This is a genomic window from Micromonospora carbonacea, from assembly GCF_014205165.1.
Classification (GTDB): Bacteria; Actinomycetota; Actinomycetes; order Mycobacteriales; family Micromonosporaceae; genus Micromonospora; species Micromonospora carbonacea.
In genome coordinates this window covers 7,011,527-7,032,724 of record NZ_JACHMZ010000001.1, presented here as the reverse complement: position 1 = coordinate 7,032,724, position 21,198 = coordinate 7,011,527, and the positions used below count along the sequence as shown (strand labels likewise).

22 protein-coding genes and 1 tRNA gene are annotated in these 21,198 nt (G+C 73.6%); 14 read left to right on the top strand and 9 right to left on the bottom strand.

Annotated features, from left to right (window positions below; translation table 11 throughout):
• Positions 1 to 160: 160 nt before the first annotated feature.
• The gene (locus tag HDA31_RS29605) at positions 161 to 1,639 is read left to right on the top strand and encodes a glutamate-cysteine ligase family protein (protein WP_074475685.1); all 1,479 of its coding nucleotides are present in this window, start codon (positions 161 to 163) and stop codon (positions 1,637 to 1,639) included.
• An 87-nt stretch (positions 1,640 to 1,726) separates the two neighbouring features.
• Here HDA31_RS29605 and HDA31_RS29600 read toward each other — a convergent pair whose 3' ends face one another.
• Positions 1,727 to 3,028 carry a hypothetical protein gene (locus tag HDA31_RS29600; RefSeq protein ID WP_178062751.1) on the bottom strand — a complete coding sequence of 434 codons (1,302 nt, stop codon included), beginning with the start codon at positions 3,026 to 3,028 and terminating at the stop codon, positions 1,727 to 1,729.
• Between the two features lie 111 nt (positions 3,029 to 3,139).
• On the opposite strand from HDA31_RS29600, the gene HDA31_RS29595 reads away from it, so the two are divergent.
• Entirely contained in the window at positions 3,140 to 3,832 is a 693-nt protein-coding gene (locus HDA31_RS29595; protein ID WP_178062752.1) for a PASTA domain-containing protein, read from the top strand.
• Between the two features lie 96 nt (positions 3,833 to 3,928).
• Positions 3,929 to 4,603: a PASTA domain-containing protein gene (locus tag HDA31_RS29590; protein ID WP_178062753.1), complete on the top strand. Its 675-nt coding sequence runs from the start codon at positions 3,929 to 3,931 to the stop codon at positions 4,601 to 4,603.
• Between the two features lie 63 nt (positions 4,604 to 4,666).
• On the opposite strand, the gene HDA31_RS29585 is transcribed toward HDA31_RS29590, so the two are convergent.
• Positions 4,667 to 5,125, bottom strand: coding sequence for a hypothetical protein (locus HDA31_RS29585; RefSeq protein WP_178062754.1), 459 nt, complete (start codon positions 5,123 to 5,125; stop codon positions 4,667 to 4,669).
• A gap of 101 nt (positions 5,126 to 5,226) precedes the next feature.
• Entirely contained in the window at positions 5,227 to 5,517 is a 291-nt protein-coding gene (locus HDA31_RS29580) for a hypothetical protein (RefSeq protein ID WP_074475680.1), read from the bottom strand.
• Positions 5,518 to 6,150: 633 nt separating this feature from the next.
• Here HDA31_RS29580 and HDA31_RS29575 point away from each other — a divergent pair.
• From HDA31_RS29575 to HDA31_RS29565, 3 genes are all read left to right on the top strand, one after another.
• A complete protein-coding gene (locus HDA31_RS29575; protein ID WP_074475679.1) occupies positions 6,151 to 7,032 on the top strand; it encodes a helix-turn-helix domain-containing protein in 882 nt (293 codons plus the stop codon).
• Positions 7,002 to 7,223, top strand: coding sequence for a DUF397 domain-containing protein (locus HDA31_RS29570; protein WP_043961068.1), 222 nt, complete (start codon positions 7,002 to 7,004; stop codon positions 7,221 to 7,223). The genes HDA31_RS29575 and HDA31_RS29570 overlap by 31 nt, the downstream gene beginning before the upstream one ends.
• 194 nt (positions 7,224 to 7,417) lie before the next feature.
• The gene (locus HDA31_RS29565) at positions 7,418 to 7,834 is read left to right on the top strand and encodes a hypothetical protein (protein ID WP_178062755.1); all 417 of its coding nucleotides are present in this window, start codon (positions 7,418 to 7,420) and stop codon (positions 7,832 to 7,834) included.
• On the opposite strand, the gene HDA31_RS29560 is transcribed toward HDA31_RS29565, so the two are convergent.
• From HDA31_RS29560 to HDA31_RS29545, 4 genes are all read right to left on the bottom strand, one after another.
• Positions 7,799 to 8,401, bottom strand: coding sequence for a hypothetical protein (locus HDA31_RS29560; protein WP_178062756.1), 603 nt, complete (start codon positions 8,399 to 8,401; stop codon positions 7,799 to 7,801). The two genes, HDA31_RS29565 and HDA31_RS29560, sit on opposite strands and share 36 nt — an antisense overlap.
• Before the next feature lie 94 nt (positions 8,402 to 8,495).
• Positions 8,496 to 9,302, bottom strand: coding sequence for a WecB/TagA/CpsF family glycosyltransferase (locus tag HDA31_RS29555; protein WP_074475759.1), 807 nt, complete (start codon positions 9,300 to 9,302; stop codon positions 8,496 to 8,498).
• Positions 9,299 to 10,372: an NAD-dependent epimerase/dehydratase family protein gene (locus tag HDA31_RS29550; RefSeq protein ID WP_178062757.1), complete on the bottom strand. Its 1,074-nt coding sequence runs from the start codon at positions 10,370 to 10,372 to the stop codon at positions 9,299 to 9,301. Before HDA31_RS29550 ends, HDA31_RS29555 begins: the two co-directional genes overlap by 4 nt.
• A 127-nt stretch (positions 10,373 to 10,499) precedes the next feature.
• Positions 10,500 to 10,585 (bottom strand) — tRNA-Leu (locus tag HDA31_RS29545).
• A gap of 207 nt (positions 10,586 to 10,792) precedes the next feature.
• Here HDA31_RS29545 and HDA31_RS29540 point away from each other — a divergent pair.
• From HDA31_RS29540 to HDA31_RS29505, 8 genes are read left to right on the top strand one after another with little or no spacing between them, the layout of a single operon-like run.
• Complete coding sequence (locus tag HDA31_RS29540) at positions 10,793 to 11,593, top strand: FHA domain-containing protein (RefSeq protein WP_043961072.1); 801 nt, start codon at positions 10,793 to 10,795, stop codon at positions 11,591 to 11,593.
• Between the two features lie 6 nt (positions 11,594 to 11,599).
• Complete coding sequence (locus HDA31_RS29535; protein WP_074475676.1) at positions 11,600 to 12,088, top strand: FHA domain-containing protein FhaB/FipA; 489 nt, start codon at positions 11,600 to 11,602, stop codon at positions 12,086 to 12,088.
• Positions 12,085 to 13,536, top strand: coding sequence for a PP2C family protein-serine/threonine phosphatase (locus HDA31_RS29530; protein WP_178062758.1), 1,452 nt, complete (start codon positions 12,085 to 12,087; stop codon positions 13,534 to 13,536). The genes HDA31_RS29535 and HDA31_RS29530 overlap by 4 nt, the downstream gene beginning before the upstream one ends.
• Positions 13,537 to 13,566: 30 nt before the next feature.
• Positions 13,567 to 15,060, top strand: coding sequence for an FtsW/RodA/SpoVE family cell cycle protein (locus HDA31_RS29525; protein ID WP_043961074.1), 1,494 nt, complete (start codon positions 13,567 to 13,569; stop codon positions 15,058 to 15,060).
• Positions 15,057 to 16,562 carry a peptidoglycan D,D-transpeptidase FtsI family protein gene (locus HDA31_RS29520; RefSeq protein WP_178062759.1) on the top strand — a complete coding sequence of 502 codons (1,506 nt, stop codon included), beginning with the start codon at positions 15,057 to 15,059 and terminating at the stop codon, positions 16,560 to 16,562. The genes HDA31_RS29525 and HDA31_RS29520 overlap by 4 nt, the downstream gene beginning before the upstream one ends.
• Before the next feature lies 1 nt (position 16,563).
• Complete coding sequence (locus HDA31_RS29515; protein WP_178062760.1) at positions 16,564 to 18,057, top strand: serine/threonine-protein kinase; 1,494 nt, start codon at positions 16,564 to 16,566, stop codon at positions 18,055 to 18,057.
• Positions 18,054 to 19,871 (top strand): Stk1 family PASTA domain-containing Ser/Thr kinase, encoded by a 1,818-nt coding sequence (pknB, locus tag HDA31_RS29510; protein ID WP_178062761.1) that lies wholly within the window; start codon positions 18,054 to 18,056, stop codon positions 19,869 to 19,871. The genes HDA31_RS29515 and pknB overlap by 4 nt, the downstream gene beginning before the upstream one ends.
• 32 nt (positions 19,872 to 19,903) lie before the next feature.
• Positions 19,904 to 20,245, top strand: coding sequence for a hypothetical protein (locus tag HDA31_RS29505; RefSeq protein ID WP_178062762.1), 342 nt, complete (start codon positions 19,904 to 19,906; stop codon positions 20,243 to 20,245).
• 20 nt (positions 20,246 to 20,265) lie between these two features.
• Here the strand turns inward: HDA31_RS29505 and HDA31_RS29500 are convergent, their stop codons facing one another.
• Both HDA31_RS29500 and HDA31_RS29495 read right to left on the bottom strand, forming a co-directional pair.
• Entirely contained in the window at positions 20,266 to 20,916 is a 651-nt protein-coding gene (locus tag HDA31_RS29500) for an aminodeoxychorismate/anthranilate synthase component II (RefSeq protein WP_178062763.1), read from the bottom strand.
• Between the two features lie 2 nt (positions 20,917 to 20,918).
• On the bottom strand, positions 20,919 to 21,197 hold the full coding sequence (locus tag HDA31_RS29495; protein WP_074475670.1) for a hypothetical protein: 279 nt from the start codon (positions 21,195 to 21,197) through the stop codon (positions 20,919 to 20,921).
• Between the last annotated feature and the right edge of the window lies 1 nt (position 21,198).

Sequence of the window (21,198 nt, the reverse complement as noted above, 5' to 3'; positions counted from 1 at the left end):
AGAGGCGGTCGGGAGCGCGTTCCGGGCCGGTCGCGGTCGCCACCGGGGTGACCGTCCGGCGTCGGCCTCTGGCCCGGCGCGGGGGGTGCTTTTACCGTAGAAGGTTCATAATGTGCGCTGCGGGCGGCATGCCCCGCCGCGCCTCGCGCCGGGAGGACACATGGGCAGGGACGTCGAGCAGGGCGCCTTCTCCCGAGAGGACAGGCTCCACTACCGGCAGAAGGTCCGGAGGTGCCTGGACGTCTTCGCGTTGATGCTGGACGACTTCGGCTTCGACGCCGACCGGCCGATGACCGGGCTGGAGATCGAGCTCAACCTGGTGGACCCGGCCGCCGAGCCGGCGATGCGCAACGACGAGATCCTCGCGGACATCGCCGACCCGCTCTTCCAGACCGAGCTGGGGCGGTTCAACCTGGAGCTGAACGCCGAGCCCCGGCTCATCGGGGGCACCGGCTTCGCCGACTACGAGCGCGACCTGCGCAGCAGCCTGGACCGGGCCGACGCGCGGGCGGCCCCGTCCGACGCGCGGATCGTCCTCGTCGGCATCCTGCCCACGCTGACCGAGCGGCACCTGGTGGCCGACAACCTCTCGACCGCCGCCCGGTACCGGGTGCTCAACGACCAGATCGTCGGCGCGCGGGGCGAGGCCATCGAGCTGGACATCCGGGGCGTCGAGCGGCTCCAGACGCACACCGACTCCATCGCGCCGGAGGCCGCCTGCACGAGCCTCCAGTTCCATCTCCAGGTCGCCCCGGACAGCTTCGCCGACTACTGGAACGCCTCCCAGGCCATCGCGGGGGTGCAGGTCGCCGTCGGGGCGAACTCCCCCTACCTGTACGGCCGGCAGCTCTGGGCCGAGACCCGGATCGCCCTGTTCCAGCAGGCCACCGACACCCGCCCCGACGAGCTGAAGGCCCAGGGCGTACGCCCCCGGGTCTGGTTCGGCGAGCGCTGGATCACCTCGATCTTCGACCTGTTCGAGGAGAACGTCCGCTACTTCCCGCCGCTGCTGCCGATCTGCGGGGACGAGGACCCGGTCGAGGTCCTGCACGCCGGTGGCGTGCCCGAGCTGGCGGAGCTCCGGTTGCACAACGGCACGGTCTACCGCTGGAACCGGCCCGTCTACGACATCATGGACGGTCGGCCGCACCTGCGCGTGGAGAACCGGGTGCTGCCCGCCGGCCCGACCGTGGTCGACATGCTCGCGAACGCCGCCTTCTACTTCGGCCTGGCCCGGGGCCTGGCCGAGGCGGACCGGCCGATCTGGAGCCAGCTCACCTTCAGCTCGGCCGAGGAGAACTTCCACGCCGCCGCCCGGCGCGGGATGGACGCGGTCCTGCACTGGCCGCGCCTCGGGGACGTGCCGGTGACCAAGCTGGTGCTCGACACCCTGCTGCCGACGGCGGCCACCGGGCTGGACCGCTTCGGCGTCGCGCCCGCCGAGCGCGACCGCCTGCTCGGCATCATCGAGCAGCGCTGCCGCACCGGCCGCAACGGCGCGGTCTGGCAGACCGAGACGGTCTGGGCGGCCGAACGCCACCGGGGCATGGACCGCGACACGGCCCTGCACCACATGGTGCAGCGCTACGCGGAGTTGCAGCGGAAGAACGAACCGGTGCACACCTGGCCGGTCGACTGACGGGTCCCACCCCGGCGGGCGGCCCGGAGCACGACGTCGGGCTGCCGCGCCGGCTCGGTCGGCTGGTCGGCCTCTGCGCCGGGTCGGTCACGCCGGCTGGTCGGCCTCCGCGCCGGCCGGCCGGGCCGGCCCGGGAGCGGTCGTCGCCGTCGCCTCCCCGGCCGCTGCGGAACGCTGCCGGGGCAGCGCCGCCGGCCCGGCGGAGCCGCGTCCGCCCGCCGTCGGCTGTGCGGGACCGTCCGCCGGCCCGCCCCGGTCGCGGCGGGCGCTGCGGCGGTTCGCGGAGCGCTGGGCGAGCGCCGCCGTCAGCACCGAGCCGGCCAGGCCCAGCACCACGGCGTACGGGGCGACGAGGTGCGCCGACACCTGCTCCCGGCCGAGCGTGCCCAGACCGGGCACGACCAGCAGGTACGCCAGCGCGACGAGGATCGGACCGGCCCCGCCGGAGGCCGCCGCCCCGAGCCGCTGCTCCGCCGACCGGGCCGCGCGTCGCGCGGCCAGCGCCCCGATCAGCAGCGCCGAGCCGAGTGCCAGCACCGCGCCGGGCCAGTAGAACCAGTCCCGGATCCAGAAGCCGGGCCGGTCGGCGCTGAGCTGCCAGATCCCGAGCTGGGCGGTGGTCAGCCCGCGCCCGGCGAGCACCCCGTCCACCACGGCGACCACGGCGAGGAGCCAGAGCCAGCCGACCGTGGCGATCACGTTCGCCGCCGCAGCGGGCGAGCGCAGCGCCCAGACCGCCACCAGCAGCCCGAGGAACAGGCCGGCCCCGGCGTACCCGGCGGCAATGGCCTGCGGCGCGGCGACGCCGGGCACCTCCGCCATCCGCGCCGGCACGGCGACCAGCAGCACGGTGACCAGCGCGCCGACCGCAGCGGCCAGCGCCAGCGCGACCGCTCCCGCCGCCGGGCGGGGCGGGTCGGTCGGCTCCGGGCCGGCGGCCCGGTCGGCGGCGTCGACCACATCTGGCCCCGGTGCGGCCGGCTCCGGATCGGCGGGCTCCGCGTCGATCGTGGGGTCGTCAGTTGCGGGGTCGTCGGTGAGGGCGGTGTCGGTCGGGACGCCGGTGGTCGGGACGTCGGTGGTCGTGGGGTCGTCGGTCGGGGCCGCGTCGGTCGGGGCGTCGGCCGGGCCGGTCGCGGCCGGGTCCTCGCCCCGGGCGACGGGACGCCGCAGCCGCTGGGCGCAGACCGCGCCCGCGATCGTCGAGGTGGCCGAGATCCAGGTCGCCCAGGCGAGGCTCGCCACCCACGCCGCCTCGCCCGCGCCGACGCCCGACGCCGACCAGTTGATGATGCCCAGCCCGTAGCCGAAGCCCAGTTGGGCGGCGCCCGCGCCGGCAGCGACACCGATCGCGGTGGCGATCGATCCTCCCCAGCCCCGTCTGGCCATGCCGGGCAGCGTAACCTCCCGTGGTCGGACCGGCGAGTCGTGGCACCGAACTCGGGCCTGGGCACCCGGCGCGACGCGGGTACGGTCGCCGGTGATGAGGTGGTGGACGCTATGACGGACGGGAACACCGCAGGGGAGGCGTACCCCGACGAGGCCGACCCGCCGGGCTCCGGCCGGTCGGCCAAGGTGCTGGGCGGCAGCCTGGCTGTCGCGCTCCTCGCGCTGGTCGGCGCGGCCGGTGGCTGGCTGCTGGCCGGGGAGGACGACGCCTCGCCCGGTCCGTCGGCCGCGCAGCCCGGCGTCTCGGCCCCGGCGTCCCCGTCCGAGGCCCCGGCGTCGCCGGCCCGGACGACCGCGCCGGCGACCCGGACCACCGCGCCCACCCGCTCCACCGGGCTGACCGTCCCGCCGGTGGTCGGCACGGACTTCGAGGACGCGCGGGACGAGCTGCGGGACCTGCGGCTGGGCTGGCGGCTGGTCTTCGGCACCGGGTCGGGGCGGGACGTGCGGAGCGCCGACCCGCCCGTCGGCTCCCCCGTGTCGCGGGGCACGACCGTCGCGTTGTACGTCGCCGGGCCCGCACCCGAGGTCAGCGTCCCTGACCTGGTCGGCGACGACTGCGACGACGCGGCCGAGGACCTGGTCGAGGAGGGCCTCTACCCCGGCTATCCGACGGGCCGGACCGGCGTCGTCACGGCCCAGGCGCCGGCGGCCGACAGCACGGCGCACTGGAACGACAAGGTGGCCCTGACCTGCGGCGCGGATCCCGGCGAGCCGAGCGCGGAGCCGCCGCCCACCCCGTGACGGCGGCTCGCCGTGCCGGTACCGGCCGCGCTGGCCCACAGCGGTTAGCGTGGTTGGGAGGGCCAGCCACCCGCCCGGTGTGGGAGAGGACGTGCCATGAGCGACGACCGCCAGGACCCGCCCCCCGACGACGCCGGTGACCAGACCCGACCGCTGCCGAAGCCCGGTGACGACGCCCGGCCGAAGCCGGCCGGCGGGGAGGTGTGGTCCGGTCGGGCCGGGGTGCCGCCGCCCCGACCGGCGGACTACGGGCCCCCGACCGGCGAGTGGTACGCCGAGGAGCAGCCCGGCCGGCGCTGGTGGACGCCGATCCTGCTGGGTGTCGTGGCGCTGCTGCTGCTCGGCCTGCTGGGCGTCGGCTTCTGGTTGGCCCTGTCGACCGGCGGCGACACCGACCCCGGGCAGACGCCGTCGGCGGGCCCGACCTCGGCACCGCCGACGACCGGGGCGCCGACGACCGAGGCGACGACGGGTGGGCCGTCCTCCGCCCCGGCCACGACGCCACCGGCGACGGCCCCGGCCGGGGTGCCGATGCCGCCGCTGGTGGGGCTGCCCCGGGCGACGGCCGAGCGGATCCTGGACCGGATCGGGGTCGACCACCGGGTCGAGACCCGCGAGTCGGACCGGCCGGCCGGCACGGTGCTGGAGACGGACCCGGCGGCGGGCGAGCTGGTGCCGGCCGGCGCACAGGTCACCCTGGTGGTCGCCGCGACACCGACGCCGACGAGCAGCGCGGCGGCCCCGACGGCCACGGCGACCCCGACCCCCTGACGGCGACGCCGGTCAGCACCCCCGGCGTCCGGCGTCGGCACCCCGCTCCGGGCGCGGTGCCGGTCACCACCTGCGGCGTCTGGTGCCGACCAGACCCAGGCCGGCGAGGGAGATGGCGAGCCCGAGGAGGCCGGACCAGAACAGCGAGCGGCTCGTCTCGTCCCGCAGGGAAGCGGGCCCGGCGGGGGCCCGCCCGGCCTCGACCACCGGGTCCGTTCCGACGCCGGCCCCCGCGCCGGCCGGTGGACCGGTCGGCACGCCCGGCGCGCCCGCTTCCGCGCCGATCGGGCCCGGCACGGCCGGTGGATCCACGGGGTCGGCCCAGTCCGGCTCGGGCTCCCCGTCGACGACGGTGATCTCCGGCGCGGGGACCGGCGTGGCCAGCTCGGTGGCCGACAGGGCCGGGTAGCGGACCACCACCCCGAGGGTGGTGGCGGCGCCGAGGAGCGCCAGCAGCCCGAAGGCGTAGACGGTGCGGGACCTGTGGTGCCGCCGCGCGGCGGGCAGTATGACCATGACCATCCCAGGTTCAGGGTCCGGGACGCGCGGGGTGGAGACGATCGCCGGGGTGGGCGTACCGATTCTATGGCGGTGGCACGCCCACCGGGACGGGTTTCGGCTGGTCAGCCGACCCGGGCCGGGGTACGCACCACGGGCCGGCGCGGCCGGACGGGGACGGTGCGCTGCCGGGGTTGGGCGGCGACCCGGAGCTGGCGCAGCCCCTCGGCCTGCACGTAGATCGAACGCCTGCTGACCGCGTCCCCCGCCGCGTTCAGCTCGTAGCCGTCGAGCCACATCCATCCGTCGTAGGTGGGCCAGTCGAGCACCCGGATCACGCGGAACATGATCGGTTTGAGGAACTGGACACTCGCCGCGCGCGTCACGTGCAGCACGTCACCTGAGCGGGGAAGCACAGAGGTCTCCTGGAGATCGGCCGGCGGGCATGCCGGTGGCTGGAGTTTCGGGGGATGTCTCGCCTGGTGACGGGGTTGTGCCTCGTGAACCGGCGGCGCTGGTGGTGCTGGTCGGGCCGGGCGCGTTGGTGGCGTGCCACGACCCGACCAGCACCCCGCCGCTCCCGGTCGCCGCGCCCGCCGTCGCAGTCAACCTGACGTGCGGCAGCGGGGCTCTCGCCCGGAGCGGACCTGTCGTGCGGTGCCGAGCTGGTATCCCTCGACCGGACGCCCCACCCGTCGGTGGGTCGTCCCGCCCCGGCGGCCGACCGGAACGCTGAGTGATTCGAGCCCTACGGACAGATTGCATGAGTGGCGTGCCTCATGCAAGTTGCATGTCGACTTTTGCCGATACGTGAGCGGCTCGCGGAAATAGACGCTTGATGCCGCTGTCCCCGGACCGGCACACTGGACGCCGGTTTCGCCCGTCGCGGCCGGTCGACGACCGGCACCATCACCCCTGCCGCGAACGCTCGCCCGCCGTTTCGACGGTCGCGCCCCCGGCGGGCGTCGACCCCTGGCGCGATCGACCGGAGGTAACCGGGTGAGGGCGAGCAGCGAGCGATTCGACCCGACGGGTCGCCGGGGGGCGTCGTGAGCGAGCGGCGCAGCCCGACCATCCGCCGTCGCCGGCTCGGAGCCGAACTGCGCCGGCACCGCGACGCCGCGCGCATCACCATCGAGGTGGTGGCCGAGCGACTGGAGTGCTCGGCGTCGAAGATCTCCAGGATCGAGACCGGCCACACCACGGCCACCCCGCGCGACGTCCGCGACATGCTGCTGATCTACGGGGTGTCCGGCGCGGAGAGCGACGAGCTGGTGCAGATCGCCCGGGAGGCCCGGCAGAAGGGGTGGTGGCACCCCTACAGCACGGTGCTGGTGGGTGCGTACGTCGGCCTGGAGTCGGCGGCCAGCTCCATCCGGCAGTACGAGCAGCAGGTCGTCCCGGGCCTGCTGGAGACCGAGGAGTACGCCTCAGCGATGATCCGGGCCGCCCGCCCGGACTTCACCACCGAACAGGTTCAGCAACGGGTGCGTGTCCGATTGGATCGTCAGTCGTTGTTGACCCAGGACGATCCGGTCGATCTGTGGGTGGTGCTCGATGAGGCGGTGCTGAGCCGGCCGGTGGGCGGCGACGCAGTGATGCGTGCTCAGCTCAAGCGGCTGGTGGAGGTGGCGGAGTTGCCGAACGTGACGCTTCAGATCCTGCCGTTCTCGGTCGGGGCGCACGCCGGCATGGACGGCACCTTCACCATCCTCAGCTTCCCAGAAGCCAATGATCCGGATGTCGTGTACGCGGAGAACGCCACGGGTGGGCTCTTCCTGGAGAAGAGCGACGAGCTACAGAAGTACAGCTTCATCTTCGATCATGTTCGAGCAGCGGCCATTCGCCCGGAGGAATCCATCGCACAAATCGCAAAACTGGCAGAGGAGCCGTTGTGGAAATGGCGACCAAGGGGTTCCGTGGGGACCTGACGCGGGCGACGTGGTTCAAGAGCTCGAAGAGCGGGCCGAACTGTGACAACTGCGTGGAGGTGGCGTACGTGACCGGGGCGGTCGGGGTACGGGACTCGAAGGACAAGAGCGGTCCCAACCTGGTCTTCGCTCCGGCGGGCTGGCACGCCTTCGTCGCCGGGGCCAGGGACGGCGCGTTCCTCCGGGACTGATCGCTGACCCCTAGACACGACGGGCGCGACCCCTCTTCCGGCAACGTGGCCGGGGCGGGGGTCGCGCCCGTCGCGTTTCCACCGTCGGCCCTGGTCGTTGAACCCGTCGGGACGGCGCTGGTCGACGACCCCGGACCAGCTACCGGATCGGCAACGGCCACCCGGATCGGCACCCGAGCGAGGCAGGCGAGACGATGACGACGATCGGTTCAGAGAACCTCACCAACGGTCCGGGCAAGCCGGAGCGGTTCGGCGGGAAGTACCGCGGGGCCCGCCGGGACACCGTCCTGACGGAGGTGGTCTCCACCGATTCCGAGATCGGCGCCCGGGACGACGGCTCGACCGCCCTCGACCAGGTCGGCCCGCCGCTGTCGCTGCCGTCGCTGGATCCGAACCCGCTGACCGAGCCGTCGTTCCCGCCGTCGGGCTGGTCGACCGGCTCCTCGGGCACCGACTCCCTGGTCGACCACCCGCTGCTGCGCGGGCTGCTGCTGGAGCTGCCCCCCCGGGGCAGCGTGCCGCCGCCCGGCTGGCTCGACCGCTGGTTCGAGGCCACCCGGTCGATCCTGGAGCTGCTATACGTGCAGGGCAGCGCTGGCCGCTCGCGCTGACCCGGGGCGGCGGGTCAGCGACCGCTCGGCGAGGCGGCTGTGGCGCAGCGCGTGGCGTACCCCGATCGCGGCGACGCCCAGCGCGGCCACGGTGACGGCGGCACCGGTGGCGCCGGGCCCGGCGAAGAGGTCGAGGCCGCTGGCCGACAGCACCGCCGGCACGGTGGCCAGGCCGGTGACCTGAAGCGGCAGGCCGATCAGCGGGTGCGCTGCGGCGGCGCGCAGCCCGTGCGGGGCCGGCGTCTCCGGCGCGGCGGCGAACGCCCCCGCGGCAGCCCAGAGCCGGCGCACCCGGCGGGCGGTGACGGTCGCCACCAGCAGCGCCGGGGTGGCCGCCAGGGCCAGGCCGGCCGCGGCCCGGTCGATCGTGCCGGTGCCGGCGCTGGTCAGCCCGGCGGCGAGCACGGCCGCCGTCAGGCCGAGGCCGGTCGCCGTCAGGGCGAGCAACCATCCGGTACGCCGGCGCAGCGGGCGGGCGTGGTGCGGCCGGGGCAGCCGCTCCGCGAGGAGACCCGCGGCCAGCCACACGCCGGCGATCGGCAACAGCACGATGAGATGCCCGTCCATGCCGTCAGCCTTGCCCAGTTCGACGCCCGCCGAATCCGGGTCGGCCCCCTGTTCGTCCCGCAGCCCCGCCCCGTAGGGGTGGCGCGGGGCCGGTCTAGACGGCGAAGGTGGCGGGGCGCTCGGTGGCCGGAGTGGGCGGCTTCGCCTTCCACAGTCCGGTCTTCTGCGCCGCCAGCCGGGCCAGGTACGCCGGGTTGAGGACGACGTACCGCCGCCACAGGCGCTTCGGCTCCAGGCCGAGCCGCCAGAACCACTCCAGGCCGGCCCGCTGCATCCACGGCGGCGGGTTGCGCAGCAGCCCCGCGTGGTAGTCGAAGGCCGCACCGACGGCCATCATCGGCATGTCCAGCAGCGGACGCATCGCGTAGGTGAAGACCTCCTGCCGGGGACAGCCGAGCCCGACCAGGACGAGCCTGGCCCCGCTGGACCGGATCCGGTCGGCGATCTCGGCGTCCTCGCCGGGCTGCACGGCGCGGAACTTCGACGGCTCCACCCCGGCGATCTTCAGCGCCGGGAACATCCGCTCCAGGGCGGGGATCAGCCGCGCCAGCGTCTCCTCCGTCGAGCCGTACAGGTAGACCGGAAGGCCCTCCTCGGCGAAGCGGCGCAGCACGTGCAGGGTCAGCAGCGGGCCGTAGACCCGGTCGGCCAGGTTGGCGTGGTGCAGCAGGTTGAGTGCCCAGCGCACCGGCTGCCCGTCCGGGGTGACCACGTCGAACGAGTTGAGCCGGGCGTTGTGGGCCGGGTCGAGCACCCCGGTCATCACCCCGTGCACGGCGAGCGCGGTGAGCGCCAGCGGGCGCCGCTCGTGCGCCGCCGCCACCACCCGCTCGGTCGCGGTGGCGTAGTCGGTGGCGTCGACGAGGACGCCGAGAACGTTGCGCTTGCTGCCGTCGGTCATGCCCCGGGCACCCACTTGTCCACGTTGGCCTCGTAGATCTCACGCATGATCATCGGTACGTCGTAGACCTGCTTCCAGTCCGGGTAGTCGGCCTGGAACGCCTCGTTGGAGCCGATCCACCACTTGTGGTCGCCGATCCGGTTCGCCTCGACGTACTCGGTGATCATCTCCTGGCCGGTGATCTGCTCGGCCAGGGCGAACGCCTCCCGGTTGGAGGTGTTGGAGTGCCGGCCGCCGCCCAGGTTGTAGACGGCCGCCGAGCGCGGGTCGCGGAAGAACGCCTCGAACGCCGACACCACGTCCGAGCTGTGGATCGCGTCCCGGACCTGCTTGCCCTGGTAGCCGAAGATCTTGTAGGTGCGGCGCTCCATGTTGGCGCGCATCACGTACCCGAGGAAGCCGTGCAGCTCGGTCGCCGAGTGCGCCGGGCCGGTCAGCGTGCCGCCCCGGAAGCAGGCGGTGCGCATGCCGAAGTAGCGGCCGTATTCCTGCACCATCACGTCGGCGGCGACCTTCGACGCGCCGAAGACCGAGTGCAGGCAGGCGTCGATCGACATGTCCTCGCGGATGCCCTGCGCGTACGGGTGCCCCGGCTCGATCTCCCAGCGGGACTCCAGCTCGACAAGCGGGAGGCTGTTGGGGCGGTCGCCGTAGACCTTGTTGGTCGAGCAGTGGATCACCGGCGCCTCGATGCAGTGCTCGCGCACGTTCTGCAACACGTTGAGGGTGCCGCCGGCGTTGACGTCGAAGTCGGTGAACGGGTCCCGCACCGCCCAGTCGTGCGACGGCTGCGCGGCGGTGTGGATCACCACGGCGATGTCGCGGCCGTACCGGGTGAAGAGCTTCGCCAGCGAGTCGCGGTCGCGGATGTCGATGCTGTGGTGCGAGTACGCCCCGCCGAGCTCCTCGGCCAGCCGCCGGACGTTCCACGCGGTGGACGCCTCGGCGCCGAAGAACTCCTGCCGCATGTCGTTGTCGATGCCGACGACGTCGAGACCGAGGCCGGCGAAGTGCCGGACCGCCTCGGAACCGATCAGGCCGCCCGACCCGGTCACCAACGCGACACTCACACGCCACTCCTGGTCCATCGGAGGCAGGGAAACGATCGGAGCATAGCGTGACGTCCGGCACCCGCCGGATGGGACGCCGGGCCCATGGAACGGCGAAAGGGCCCCGCGTCGTGCGGAGCCCTCGCTCTGGTGGGGAAGGGGGGAGTTGAACCCCCACGCCCTTTCGGGCACACGGACCTGAACCGTGCGCGTCTGCCATTCCGCCACTTCCCCGTGGCTTGACCGGGAACACTTTAGCCTGCCCCGGACCCGCTGTCCCCAGCGGCCCGGCACATCCTACGGTGTCCCTGGCCTGCGCCGCGACCGGTTACCGTTCGTGGCGGACGAAACTGTAGCACGCGGTAAAGGGCCCGTTCGAACGGGCCGGCGACGGCCGGCCGAGCGGCGTGTGAGCTGCGCGCGCGCCGGCCGGATACCATCATGTCCTCGGGACCCGAGGAGGAGCCGGTGAGCGTGCTGCAACGCTTCGAGAAGCGTCTGGAAGGCCTGGTGGAGGGAGCCTTCGCCAAGGTCTTCAAAGGGGTGGTGCACCCCGTGGAGATCCTCAACGCCATGCAGCGGGAGGCCGAGGCGCACAAGGCGATCCTGGCCGGCGGGCGCACGTTGGTGCCCAACCGCTACGTGATCGATCTCTCGCCCTACGACCACAACCGCCTGGCGCCCTACGCCGCCGCGCTGGCCCAGGAGCTGGCCCAGTCGCAGGCGGAGTTCATCGGCGAGCAGGCCTGGACGGTCTATGGCGACGTGATCGTCGAGATCGAGCGCGGCGAGGGCCTCGACACCGGCATGTTCCGGGTCACCGCCGAGGTCTACACCGGCGGCGACGTGGCGCCGGTCTCCGCGCCGGGCTACGACCAGGGCGGCTACGACGCCGGCCCCGCCTACCCGGCGTACGACCAGGGCGGCGGCTACGGCCCCCCGCCGGGGCACGGCGGCGGGCGCAACGTCCGGCTGGTCTCGGGCGACGGCCGCACCTACCCGCTCCAGATGGGCTCGACCGTGATCGGCCGGGGCGACCAGGCCAACCTGCGCCTGCCCGACGTCGGGATCTCCCGCCGACACGCCCGGCTGGACTTCGACGGTGGTCAGGTCGTGCTGACCGACCTCGGCTCGACGAACGGCACGATGGTCAACGGCCAGCGGGTCTCCGCCGTCGCGCTCAACCCCGGCGACATGATCCAGCTCGGCACGACCACCCTGACCTTCCGCGTGGACGGCTGATCCGCCTTGCCGGAACTCGTCATCACCGTCGCCCGGTTCGGGTTCCTGATCCTGCTGTGGATCTTCGTGTTCACGGTGGTCGGCGTCATCCGCCGGGACCTGTTCGCCGGCGCCCGGTCGGGCCGGCTGGTGGCCGCGCCCCGGGCCGTGGGCGCCTCGACCGGTCAGCCGCAGGCCAAGCCGGCCAAGGCGAAGCGGGGCAGGGCCGCGCACCAGCTGGTGGTGACCGCCGGTCAGCTCGCCGGCACCCGGATCACCCTGGGCGAGGCGCAGATCACCATCGGCCGGGCCGAGGATTCGACCCTCGTCATCACCGACGACTACGCCTCGGCGCGACACGCCCGGCTCGTGCCCCGCGACGGGCAGTGGTTCGTCGAGGACCTCGGATCGACTAACGGCACCTACCTCGATCGCGCTAAGGTCACCGGACCAACCCCCGTCCCCCTCGGCGTGCCGATCCGCATCGGGCGCACCTCTCTCGAATTACGGCCATGACTCTGACCCTGCGCTATGCGGCCCACAGCGACCGCGGTCTGATCCGAGACGGTAACCAGGATTCCGTCTACGCCGGGCCGCGGCTTCTCGCCGTAGCCGACGGCATGGGCGGCATGGCCGCCGGTGACGTCGCCAGCAACATCGTCATCGGTGCCATGGCGCCGCTCGACGAGGACGTCCCCGGTGACGCCCTGGTCGACGCGCTGCGTTCGGCCGTGGGCACCGCCAACCAGCAGCTCCGCGACACCGTGGACGCCAACCCGCAGCTGGAGGGGATGGGCACCACGCTGACCGCGACCCTCTTCTCCGGCACCAAGCTCGGCATGGTCCACATCGGCGACTCGCGGGCCTATCTCCTGCGCAACGGCGAGTTCGCGCAGATCACCAAAGACGACACCTACGTCCAGATGCTCGTCGACGAGGGCCGGATCAGCGCCGAGGAGGCGAGCAGCCACCCCCAGCGCTCGCTGCTCACCCGGGCGCTCGACGGCCGCGACATCGACCCGGAATACAGCGTCCGGCAGGTGCTCCCCGGCGACCGCTACCTGATCTGCAGCGACGGCCTCTCCGGCGTGGTGAGCGCCGAGACCATCGCCGACACCATGCGGGAATACACCGACCCGCAGCAGTGCGTCGAGCGGCTCGTCCAGCTCGCGCTGCGCGGCGGCGGCCCGGACAACATCACGGTGATCATCGCCGACGCCACCGACCGGGACATCGTCGAGGCGAGCCCGATCGTCGGCGGCGCCGCCGCCCGGGACCGGGGCATGGCCACCTCCGCCGACGTCTCCACCCCCGCCGCGCGCGCCTCCGCGCTCTCCGCCCCCCGGCCGCCCGCCCCCGAGGAGCCGGCCGACGACGACGGCGACGACGACCGCCCGAAGCGCCGCCCGCTGCGCACCGTGGCGATGACCCTCGCCCTGCTGGTCATCCTCGGCGGCGCGCTCGTCGGCGGCTGGACGTACACGCAGCGGCAGTACTACGTCGGCGCGACCGAGGACGGCCGGGTGGCCGTGTTCCGGGGCGTGCAGGGGCAGATCGCCGGGCTCGACCTCTCCGCCGAGCACTCCGTCAGCCCCGCCCGGCTCGACGACCTCACCCTCGCCGCGCAGGAGCAGGTCAAGCAGGGCATCCCGGCCCGCGACGAGCCCGACGCCGAGCGCCGGCTGGCCGAGCTGACCAGCGACGACCCGCTGAACCCCAACCTCAAGCCGATCTGCCAGCCGACGCCGACCCTGACCCCGACGCCGACCCTGACCCCGACGCCGACCCTGGCCCCGACGCCGGAGCCCACGAGGTCCCCGGACCGGCCGGGGGCGACCCGCACGGCCTCCGGCAGTCCCCGGCCCGTCGCCACCCCGACCCCCGCGCCCACCGAGACGCCCGACGTGCTGCCCTCCGACACGGTTCCGCCGGCCGACCCGGCCGGGTGCCGGTCGCCGGAGTGAGCGTCGACTGAGAAAACCGAGGACATCTCCGTGACCGCAGCCGCCGCACCGGCCGCCTCGCCCGCGACGACGGGCGAGCAGCCCGGCGTACGCCTGGCCCGGTCGCGGCGCAACGCCGAACTGTCGTTGCTGCTGCTGGCCCTGGTGATCGTCGCCGCGTACGGCGCGACGGTGGAGGCGACCGTGCTCGACACGGTCACCCCGGACTTCTGGGTCCCCACCGCCGTGCTGGCGGGCGTCTTCCTCGCCCTGCACGTCGTCATCCGGTTCCTGGCCCCCTACGCCGACCCGGCCCTGCTGCCGGCGGTGGCGCTGCTCAACGGCATCGGGGTGGGCTTCCTGCGCCGGCTCGACCTGGCCCGGGCCGCCCCCGCCGACCGGGAGTCGCTGGCGATCTTCGCCGGCAACGGCGGCCGGCAGTTCGCCTGGACGCTGGCGTCGGTGATGCTCGCCGCCGGCCTGCTGGCGCTGATGCGCGACCACCGGTCGGTCTCCCGCTACGCGTACACGCTGGGCCTCGCCGGCATCGTGCTGGTGATGATCCCGGCGGTGCTGCCGGCGAAATACTCGGAGATCTACGGCGCGAAGCTCTGGATCATCGTGCCCGGGGTGGGGCAGATCCAGCCGGGTGAGTTCGCCAAGCTCGCGCTGCTCGCCTTCTTCGCCTACTACCTGGTCCGCAAGCGCGAGGTGCTGTCGCTGGCCAGCCACCGGTTCCTCGGCATCGACTTCCCGCGCGGGCGGGACCTGGGGCCGGTGCTCGCGGTCTGGGCGCTGAGCGTGCTGGTCCTCGTCTTCGAGAAGGACCTGGGCACCTCGCTGCTCTACTTCGGCATGTTCGTGGTGACGCTCTACATCGCCACCGAACGGGTGAGCTGGCTGCTCATCGGCCTGATCCTGTTCTTCGGCGGCGCCTACCTCGCGTACGTGCTGGGCGGCGTCGTCGGCGGGCCGTTCGCCAACTTCCACCTGCGGGCGCAGATCTGGCTGGACCCGTTCGCCGACCCCTACCAGGACGGCTACCAGCTCGTCCAGGGCCTGCTGGCGCTGGGCAGCGGCGGCCTGTTCGGCGCGGGGCCGGGCGGCGGCGAGCCGCTGGAGATCCCCGAGGTGCAGAACGACTTCATCTTCGCCGGCATCGGCGAGGAGATCGGGCTGTTCGGCCTCTCCGCGCTGCTGGTGGTCTACCTGCTCATCGTGGAGCGGGGCCTGCGGGCCGCGCTCGCCGTGCGGGACTCGTTCGGCAAGCTGCTCGCCGGGGGCCTCGCCTTCACCCTCGGCCTCCAGGTCTTCGTGATCGTCGGCGGGATCAGCAAGCTCATCCCGCTGACCGGTCAGACCACCCCGTTCCTCTCCGCCGGTGGCTCGTCGCTGATGGCGAACTGGCTGCTCATCGCGGTGCTGCTGCGGGTCTCCGACGCGGCCCGCCGCCCGGTGACCGGTGGCGGCGGCCCGGCGGCCCGACCCGGGGGCGGCCCACCCGAGCAGTTGCACGGTGCCCCCACGGAGGTGATCCGGCCGTGAACGCACCCCTGCGCCGCGTCGGTGTCGTCGCGATGGTCCTGTTCGGTCTGCTCTTCGCGAACCTGAACTGGATCCAGGCCTACAAGGCCGACGAATACCGCAACAGCGACTACAACGGCCGGGTCCAGGTGGCCGAGTACGAGCGCAAGCGCGGCAACATCGAGGCCGGCGGCACGGCGCTCGCCACCAGCAAGGAGACCGGCGGCAAGCTGCGGTTCCTGCGCACCTACCCCGGCGGGGAGAAATACGCGCACGTCCTCGGCTACAAGCCGGTCAACCTCGGCGACACCGGCATCGAGCGGGTCGAGAACGACTTCCTCGCCGGCACCAGCGACGCGCTGATCGCCAACCGGATCAAGGACATGTTCACCGGCGACGAGACCGGCGGCGGCAACGTGCTGCTGACCCTCTCCAAGCGGGCCCAGGACGCCGCGTTCAACGGGCTGTCCAACAACCAGGTCGGGGCGAAGAAGGGCGCGGCGATCGCGTTCGACCCGCGTACCGGGGCGGTGCAGGCGCTGGTCTCCATGCCCAGCTTCGACCCGAACCCGCTGGCCAGCCACGACACGGACGAGGCGACGGCGGCGTACAACAAGCTGGAGGGCGCGGAGGGCGGCCCGCTGAAGAACCGGGCGCTGTCGGAGGTGCTGCCCCCGGGCTCCACCTTCAAGATCGTGGTGGCCGCCGCCGCGCTGGAGAACGGCATCGGCAAGAACACCCAGATCCCGGCGGGCCCCAGCTACACCCCGCCGACGTCGGGCACCCCGATCCGCAACGCGGTGCCGTCGATCTGCCCCGAGTCCGAGGTGACCCTGATCAGCGCGGTCACCGAGTCCTGCAACACGGGCTTCGCCAAGCTCGGCGTGGAGCTCGGCGCGGACACGGTGAAGGAGAAGGCCCGGCAGTTCGGCTTCGAGCAGGACGACCTGACCGTCGGCCAGCTCGGCGAGGACGGGCTGCCGGTGGCGGCCAGCCGCACCGGGGCCATGCAGGGCCCCGACGGCAGCACCGACCCGGCCGCGCTGGCCCAGTCCTCCATCGGCCAGCGCGACGTCAAGATGACCCCGCTCCAGGGGGCCCTGATCGCCGGGGCGGTCGCCAACGGCGGCAGCCAGATGCGGCCCTACCTGGTGCGGCAGCTCCTCGCGCCGGACCGCACCACCAGCTACTACACGGCCAAGCCGCGCGAGCTGCGCCAGCCGGTCAGCGGGCAGGTCTCGTCGGACCTGCGCGACATGATGGTGAGCGTGGTGGAGAACGGCACCGGCCGCAACGCGAAGTTCAACGGCTACACCGTCGGCGGCAAGACCGGCACGGCCCAGTCGGGCCCGCAGACCCCCGACCACGGCTGGTTCATCGGCTTCGCCCTGGATTCGAAGGGCACCCCGGTCTCCGCCGTGTGTGTGGTGCTGGAGGAGGCGGGCAGCGGCGGCAGCGCCGAGGCGGCCCGGATCGCCGGCAAGATCATGCAGGCGGCGGCCGCCGACTCCGGGGGGCGCTGACATGCTCAGCCCCGGGGTCCAGCTCGGCAACCGCTACCGACTCGACGAGCGGATCGCCAGCGGCGGCATGGGCGACGTGTGGCGCGGCACCGACCAGGTGCTCGGCCGCACCGTCGCCGTGAAGAGCCTGCTCCCGGCGCTGCTCGACGACCCCGACTTCGCCGAGCGCTTCCGCGGCGAGGCCCGCACCATGGCCACGATCAACCACCCCGGCGTGGTCGACGTCTACGACTTCGGCCACGACCAGCAGATCGCCTTCCTGGTGATGGAGTACATCGAGGGCGATGCGCTCTCCTCGACGCTGGGGCGGGTCGGCCGGCTCACCCCGGCGCGCACCATGGCCCTGCTCGCCCAGGCCGCCGACGCGCTGCACGCGGCGCACTGCAAGGGCATCGTGCACCGCGACGTGAAGCCCGGAAACCTGCTGGTCCGGCCCAACGGCACCCTCGTGCTGACCGACTTCGGCATCGCCCGGTCGGAGCTGGTCGCCCAGCTCACCGCCGCCGGCTCGGTGCTCGGCACCGCCTCCTACATCTCCCCCGAGCAGGCCACCGGCGCGGTGGCCACGCCCGCCTCCGACGTCTACGCCCTGGGCGTGGTCGCCTACCAGTGCCTCGCCGGGCGGCGGCCGTTCGAGGGCGACAACCCGCTGGAGATCGCCATGAAGCACGTCCGGGACACCCCCCGGCCGTTGCCGGCGGACATCCCGCCCCCGGTCCGGGTGATCGTCGAGCGGGCCATGGCGAAGGACCCGGCCGCCCGCTGGCCCAGCGCCGCCGCGCTCGCCGGGGTGGCCCGGCAGGCGAAGCTCGCGCTCGGGCAGCAGTCCCGGGGCGGCGGCCACGTCGGGCAGGTCTCCGCCGCACCGGCGTCCCCGGCCGGCCCGCAGGCGCGCGCCCAGGTGCCCCCCGCCTCCCGGCAGCAGCCCCGGCCGCCCGCGGTGGCGCAGCGCCCGGTGCCGACCTCCGGCCCGCCGCAGCAGCGTCCGGTCCCGGCGTCGGCCCCGCCGCAGCAGCGGCCCCCCGTGGCGGCGCCCCGACCCCCGGTCACCCACCAGCCCCCGGTGACCCACCAGCCCCGCCCGCCGGTGGTGCACCAGCCGCCCCACCCGCCGGTGGCCAACCCGCCGGCCTACCCGCGCGGCGCGGCCACCGTGCCGCCGCCGGTCCCGGTCCGCCAGGCCAACCCCCTCGCGTACGCCCGCCCGCCCGGCCCGCCCCCGGCCCCGCCGCAGCAGTCCAGGTCAGGAGCGGTCTGGCTGTTCATCCTGGTGGCCACACTGGTCCTGCTCTGCTCCGGCGTGATTTCCTACAACCTGCGGAAGAACGCGGCGGCCGGGGAGCCCGGCGGGTCCGGCGCCCGGGTCGTGGCGTCCGGCGCGGTGCAGGCCGGTGGGCGCGACGATCCGTCCGGGACGCCGTACCGTCGGGTGGAACGACCACTCCTGCCGGGCGGCGGCGAGACGACGACGAGCGAAGGACGACAGACGCGATGACAGCGCAGGCCCGCCTGCTCGGTGGCAGGTATCAGGTCGGCGAGCTGCTCGGCTACGGCGGCATGGCCGAGGTGCACCGCGGCCGTGACCTCCGGCTCGGTCGGGACGTCGCGATCAAGATGCTCCGGGCGGACCTGGCCCGCGACGCCACCTTCCAGATGCGGTTCCGCCGCGAGGCGCAGAACGCCGCCTCGCTCAACCACCCGGCCATCGTCGCGGTCTACGACACCGGCGAGGAGACGGGGCCCACCGGCGAGACGCTGCCGTTCATCGTGATGGAGTTCGTCAACGGGCGGACCCTCAAGGAGGTGCTCGGCGTCGAGGGGCGGCTCCAGCCGCGCCGGGCGCTGGAGATCTGCGCCGACATGTGCGCCGCGCTGGAGTTCAGCCACCGGCACGGGATCATCCACCGCGACATCAAGCCCGGCAACGTGATGCTCACCCAGACCGGCCAGGTCAAGGTGATGGACTTCGGCATCGCGCGGGCGCTGGCGTCCGGCGCGACCACGATGACGCAGACCAGCGCGGTCATCGGCACGGCGCAATACCTCTCACCCGAGCAGGCGCGTGGCGAGGCGGTCGACGCCCGCTCCGACGTGTACGCCGGCGGCTGCGTGCTGTTCGAGCTGCTCTGCGGCCACCCGCCGTTCGTCGGGGACAGCCCGGTCAGCGTGGCGTACCAGCACGTGCGGGAGGCCCCGCCGACGCCGAGCGACATCAACCCCGACGTCAACCCCGCGGTCGACGCGATCGTGCTCAAGGCGCTGTCGAAGAACCCCCTCAACCGCTACCAGAGCGCCGGCGAGATGCGGGCCGACCTGCTCCGCGCGGCGGCGGGCCGGCCGGTGCTCGCCACCCCGGTGATGCGGGAGGCCGAGACCGCGCCGATGTCGGCCGCCGGGTCGGGCTACCCGACCCAGGTCGTCGGTGGCGCGGCCACCCGGCAGCAGCCGCCCGCCCGGGTCGGCGACCCGCGCCAGCGCCGCGCCTCCTCCTGGGTGATCGCCACCTTCGCCGCGCTCGGCGTGCTCGCGATCATCGCCCTGATCACCGCCTTCCTGATGAACGGGAGCGGCACCGAGAAGATCGCCGTCCCCGACCTGACAGGGCAGACCCAGGCGGCGGCGGTGTCCCAGCTCGAACAGGCCGGCCTCGTCCCCGCCGTCGGCGACCCGATCGCCAACAGCACCTGCAAGAAGGACACCGTCGCGGCGCAGCAGCCGCCGCCGACCACCCAGCTGGAGAAGGGCCGGGGCGTCACCATCCAGATCTGCTCCGGCAAGCCGGAGGTGACGATCCCCAACGGGCTGGTCGGCTCCCAGTTCGACAACGTCGAGCCGCAGCTCAAGGCCCTCAAGCTCAAGGTGGTCAAGAAGGAGGTCAGCAGCTCCTCGCCGGAGGGGATCGTCACGAGCGTCTCCCCGAAGTCCGGCACCAAGGTCGCCGAGGAGAGCACCGTGACCCTGGAGGTCTCCCGGGGCAACGTCCGGCAGGTGCCGAACGTCGTCGGCTCCTCGGCCAACGACGCCAAGCGCGAGCTGGAGCAGGCCGGGTACGTGGTGCAGATCGTCGACGGCGACGAGGTCCCCGCCGACCAGGCCGGCAAGGTGTCCGGCCAGAACCCCCGGGGCGGCACGGAGCTGGAGCGGGGCAAGCGGGTCACCATCGAGGTCGACATCCCCGAGCCCACCCCCGACCCGACCGAGCCGACGGGCGGCCCGCCCACGCCCACGCCCACCCCGACCGAGGACGGCGGCGGCAACGGCGGCGGCTTCCCCTTCCCGACCCCGCCGGTGCGCCCCAACCAGGACTGACGCCGGCCGACGGGTGTCCTACCATCTGGCCGATGGAGATCGAAAGCGCACGGAGCGGATCGAGGGCGCGCACCTGGGTGACGCCGGCCCGGGTCGCGTGGCTCGGGGCGGCAGCGGTGGCGTTCCTGCTGATCGTGCCGATCCGCATCCTCGGCCCGGGTGACCACGAGCGGCAGAGCTGCGGCAATACGCTACAGACCGACCTGGACCGCTGGCGGGGCCCCTCGGACGGGGACTACTGGGAGAAGGCGTACCGGGCCTGCAACTCGGAGCGCATCGACCGGATCGGCCAGGCCGTCGGCGTCGTCTCGTTGACGGTCCTGGCCGTCACCCTGCTGACCGCCCGTGCCCGCCGGCGGGGCGACGAGCACTGACGGTACGACCCACGAGCCCGTCACACCGGGGCGAAGGCGGCCCGGCGGCGCGCGTCCACCTCGGCGGCCAGCGCGGGGGCGCGTTCCAGCGCCGCCGGGTGGCCACAGGCGGCGAGCCAGTTCGCCAGCATCAGGTGACCGCCCTCGGTCAGCACCGACTCCGGGTGGAACTGGACGCCCTCGATCGGCAGGGTGCGGTGCCGCATCGCCATGACCACCCCGGAGCCCGTCCAGCCGGTGACCTCCAGCTCCTCGGGCAGGGTCTCGGGCAGCACGGCGAGGGAGTGGTAGCGGGTGGCCGTGAACGGGTCCGGCAGACCGGCGAGCACCCCGACGCCGTGGTGGCTGACCTCGGAGGTCTTGCCGTGCAGCAGCTCGGGGGCGCGGGTCACGGTGGCCCCGAACGCCTCGCCGATGGCCTGGTGGCCCAGGCAGACGCCGAAGATCGGCAGCTTGCCCGCGTACCGGCGGATGACGTCGAGGCAGATGCCGGCGCGGTCGGGGCTGCCCGGCCCCGGAGAGAGCAGGACGCCGGCCGCGCCGACCCGTCCCACGTCCGCGACGTCGATCTCGTCGTTGCGCCGCACCTCGCAGTCCACCCCGAGCTGACCGAGGTACTGCACCAGGTTGAATACGAACGAGTCGTAGTTGTCGATCACCAGGACGCGCATCGTCACCTGCTCGGAGAGGGGGGCGGGGTGTTGTTCTGCTCGGTGTCGTACGGCAGGTCGTGCTCGTCGCCGGCCGGCGGGGCGTCGCCGTCCACGCCCGAGCCGCCGCCCGGCACCCCGGAGTCCTGGGTGACCTGGACGTCGTCGAAGGGGAGCAGCGGCTCCGCCCACGGGAAGACCACGTACCAGAGCAGGGCCACCGTGGCGGTGGCGAGCAGCAGCGAGCCGATCAGCTTGCCGGGCACGCCCAGCGGCAGCTTGCGCCAGATCCAGGCATACATC

Bases quoted from the DNA above. Each gene is read 5' to 3' on its own strand.
- HDA31_RS29605 (WP_074475685.1), top strand. From the start codon at position 161: ATGGGCAGGGACGTCGAGCAGGGCGCCTTCTCCCGAGAGGACAGGCTC.
- HDA31_RS29600 (WP_178062751.1), bottom strand. From the start codon at position 3,028: ATGGCCAGACGGGGCTGGGGAGGATCGATCGCCACCGCGATCGGTGTC.
- HDA31_RS29595 (WP_178062752.1), top strand. From the start codon at position 3,140: ATGACGGACGGGAACACCGCAGGGGAGGCGTACCCCGACGAGGCCGAC.
- HDA31_RS29590 (WP_178062753.1), top strand. From the start codon at position 3,929: ATGAGCGACGACCGCCAGGACCCGCCCCCCGACGACGCCGGTGACCAG.
- HDA31_RS29585 (WP_178062754.1), bottom strand. From the start codon at position 5,125: ATGGTCATGGTCATACTGCCCGCCGCGCGGCGGCACCACAGGTCCCGC.
- HDA31_RS29570 (WP_043961068.1), top strand. From the start codon at position 7,002: ATGGCGACCAAGGGGTTCCGTGGGGACCTGACGCGGGCGACGTGGTTC.
- HDA31_RS29565 (WP_178062755.1), top strand. From the start codon at position 7,418: ATGACGACGATCGGTTCAGAGAACCTCACCAACGGTCCGGGCAAGCCG.
- HDA31_RS29560 (WP_178062756.1), bottom strand. From the start codon at position 8,401: ATGGACGGGCATCTCATCGTGCTGTTGCCGATCGCCGGCGTGTGGCTG.
- HDA31_RS29555 (WP_074475759.1), bottom strand. From the start codon at position 9,302: ATGACCGACGGCAGCAAGCGCAACGTTCTCGGCGTCCTCGTCGACGCC.
- HDA31_RS29540 (WP_043961072.1), top strand. From the start codon at position 10,793: ATGTCCTCGGGACCCGAGGAGGAGCCGGTGAGCGTGCTGCAACGCTTC.
- HDA31_RS29530 (WP_178062758.1), top strand. From the start codon at position 12,085: ATGACTCTGACCCTGCGCTATGCGGCCCACAGCGACCGCGGTCTGATC.
- HDA31_RS29515 (WP_178062760.1), top strand. From the start codon at position 16,564: ATGCTCAGCCCCGGGGTCCAGCTCGGCAACCGCTACCGACTCGACGAG.
- pknB (WP_178062761.1), top strand. From the start codon at position 18,054: ATGACAGCGCAGGCCCGCCTGCTCGGTGGCAGGTATCAGGTCGGCGAG.
- HDA31_RS29505 (WP_178062762.1), top strand. From the start codon at position 19,904: ATGGAGATCGAAAGCGCACGGAGCGGATCGAGGGCGCGCACCTGGGTG.
- HDA31_RS29500 (WP_178062763.1), bottom strand. From the start codon at position 20,916: ATGCGCGTCCTGGTGATCGACAACTACGACTCGTTCGTATTCAACCTG.
- HDA31_RS29495 (WP_074475670.1), bottom strand. From the start codon at position 21,197: ATGTATGCCTGGATCTGGCGCAAGCTGCCGCTGGGCGTGCCCGGCAAG.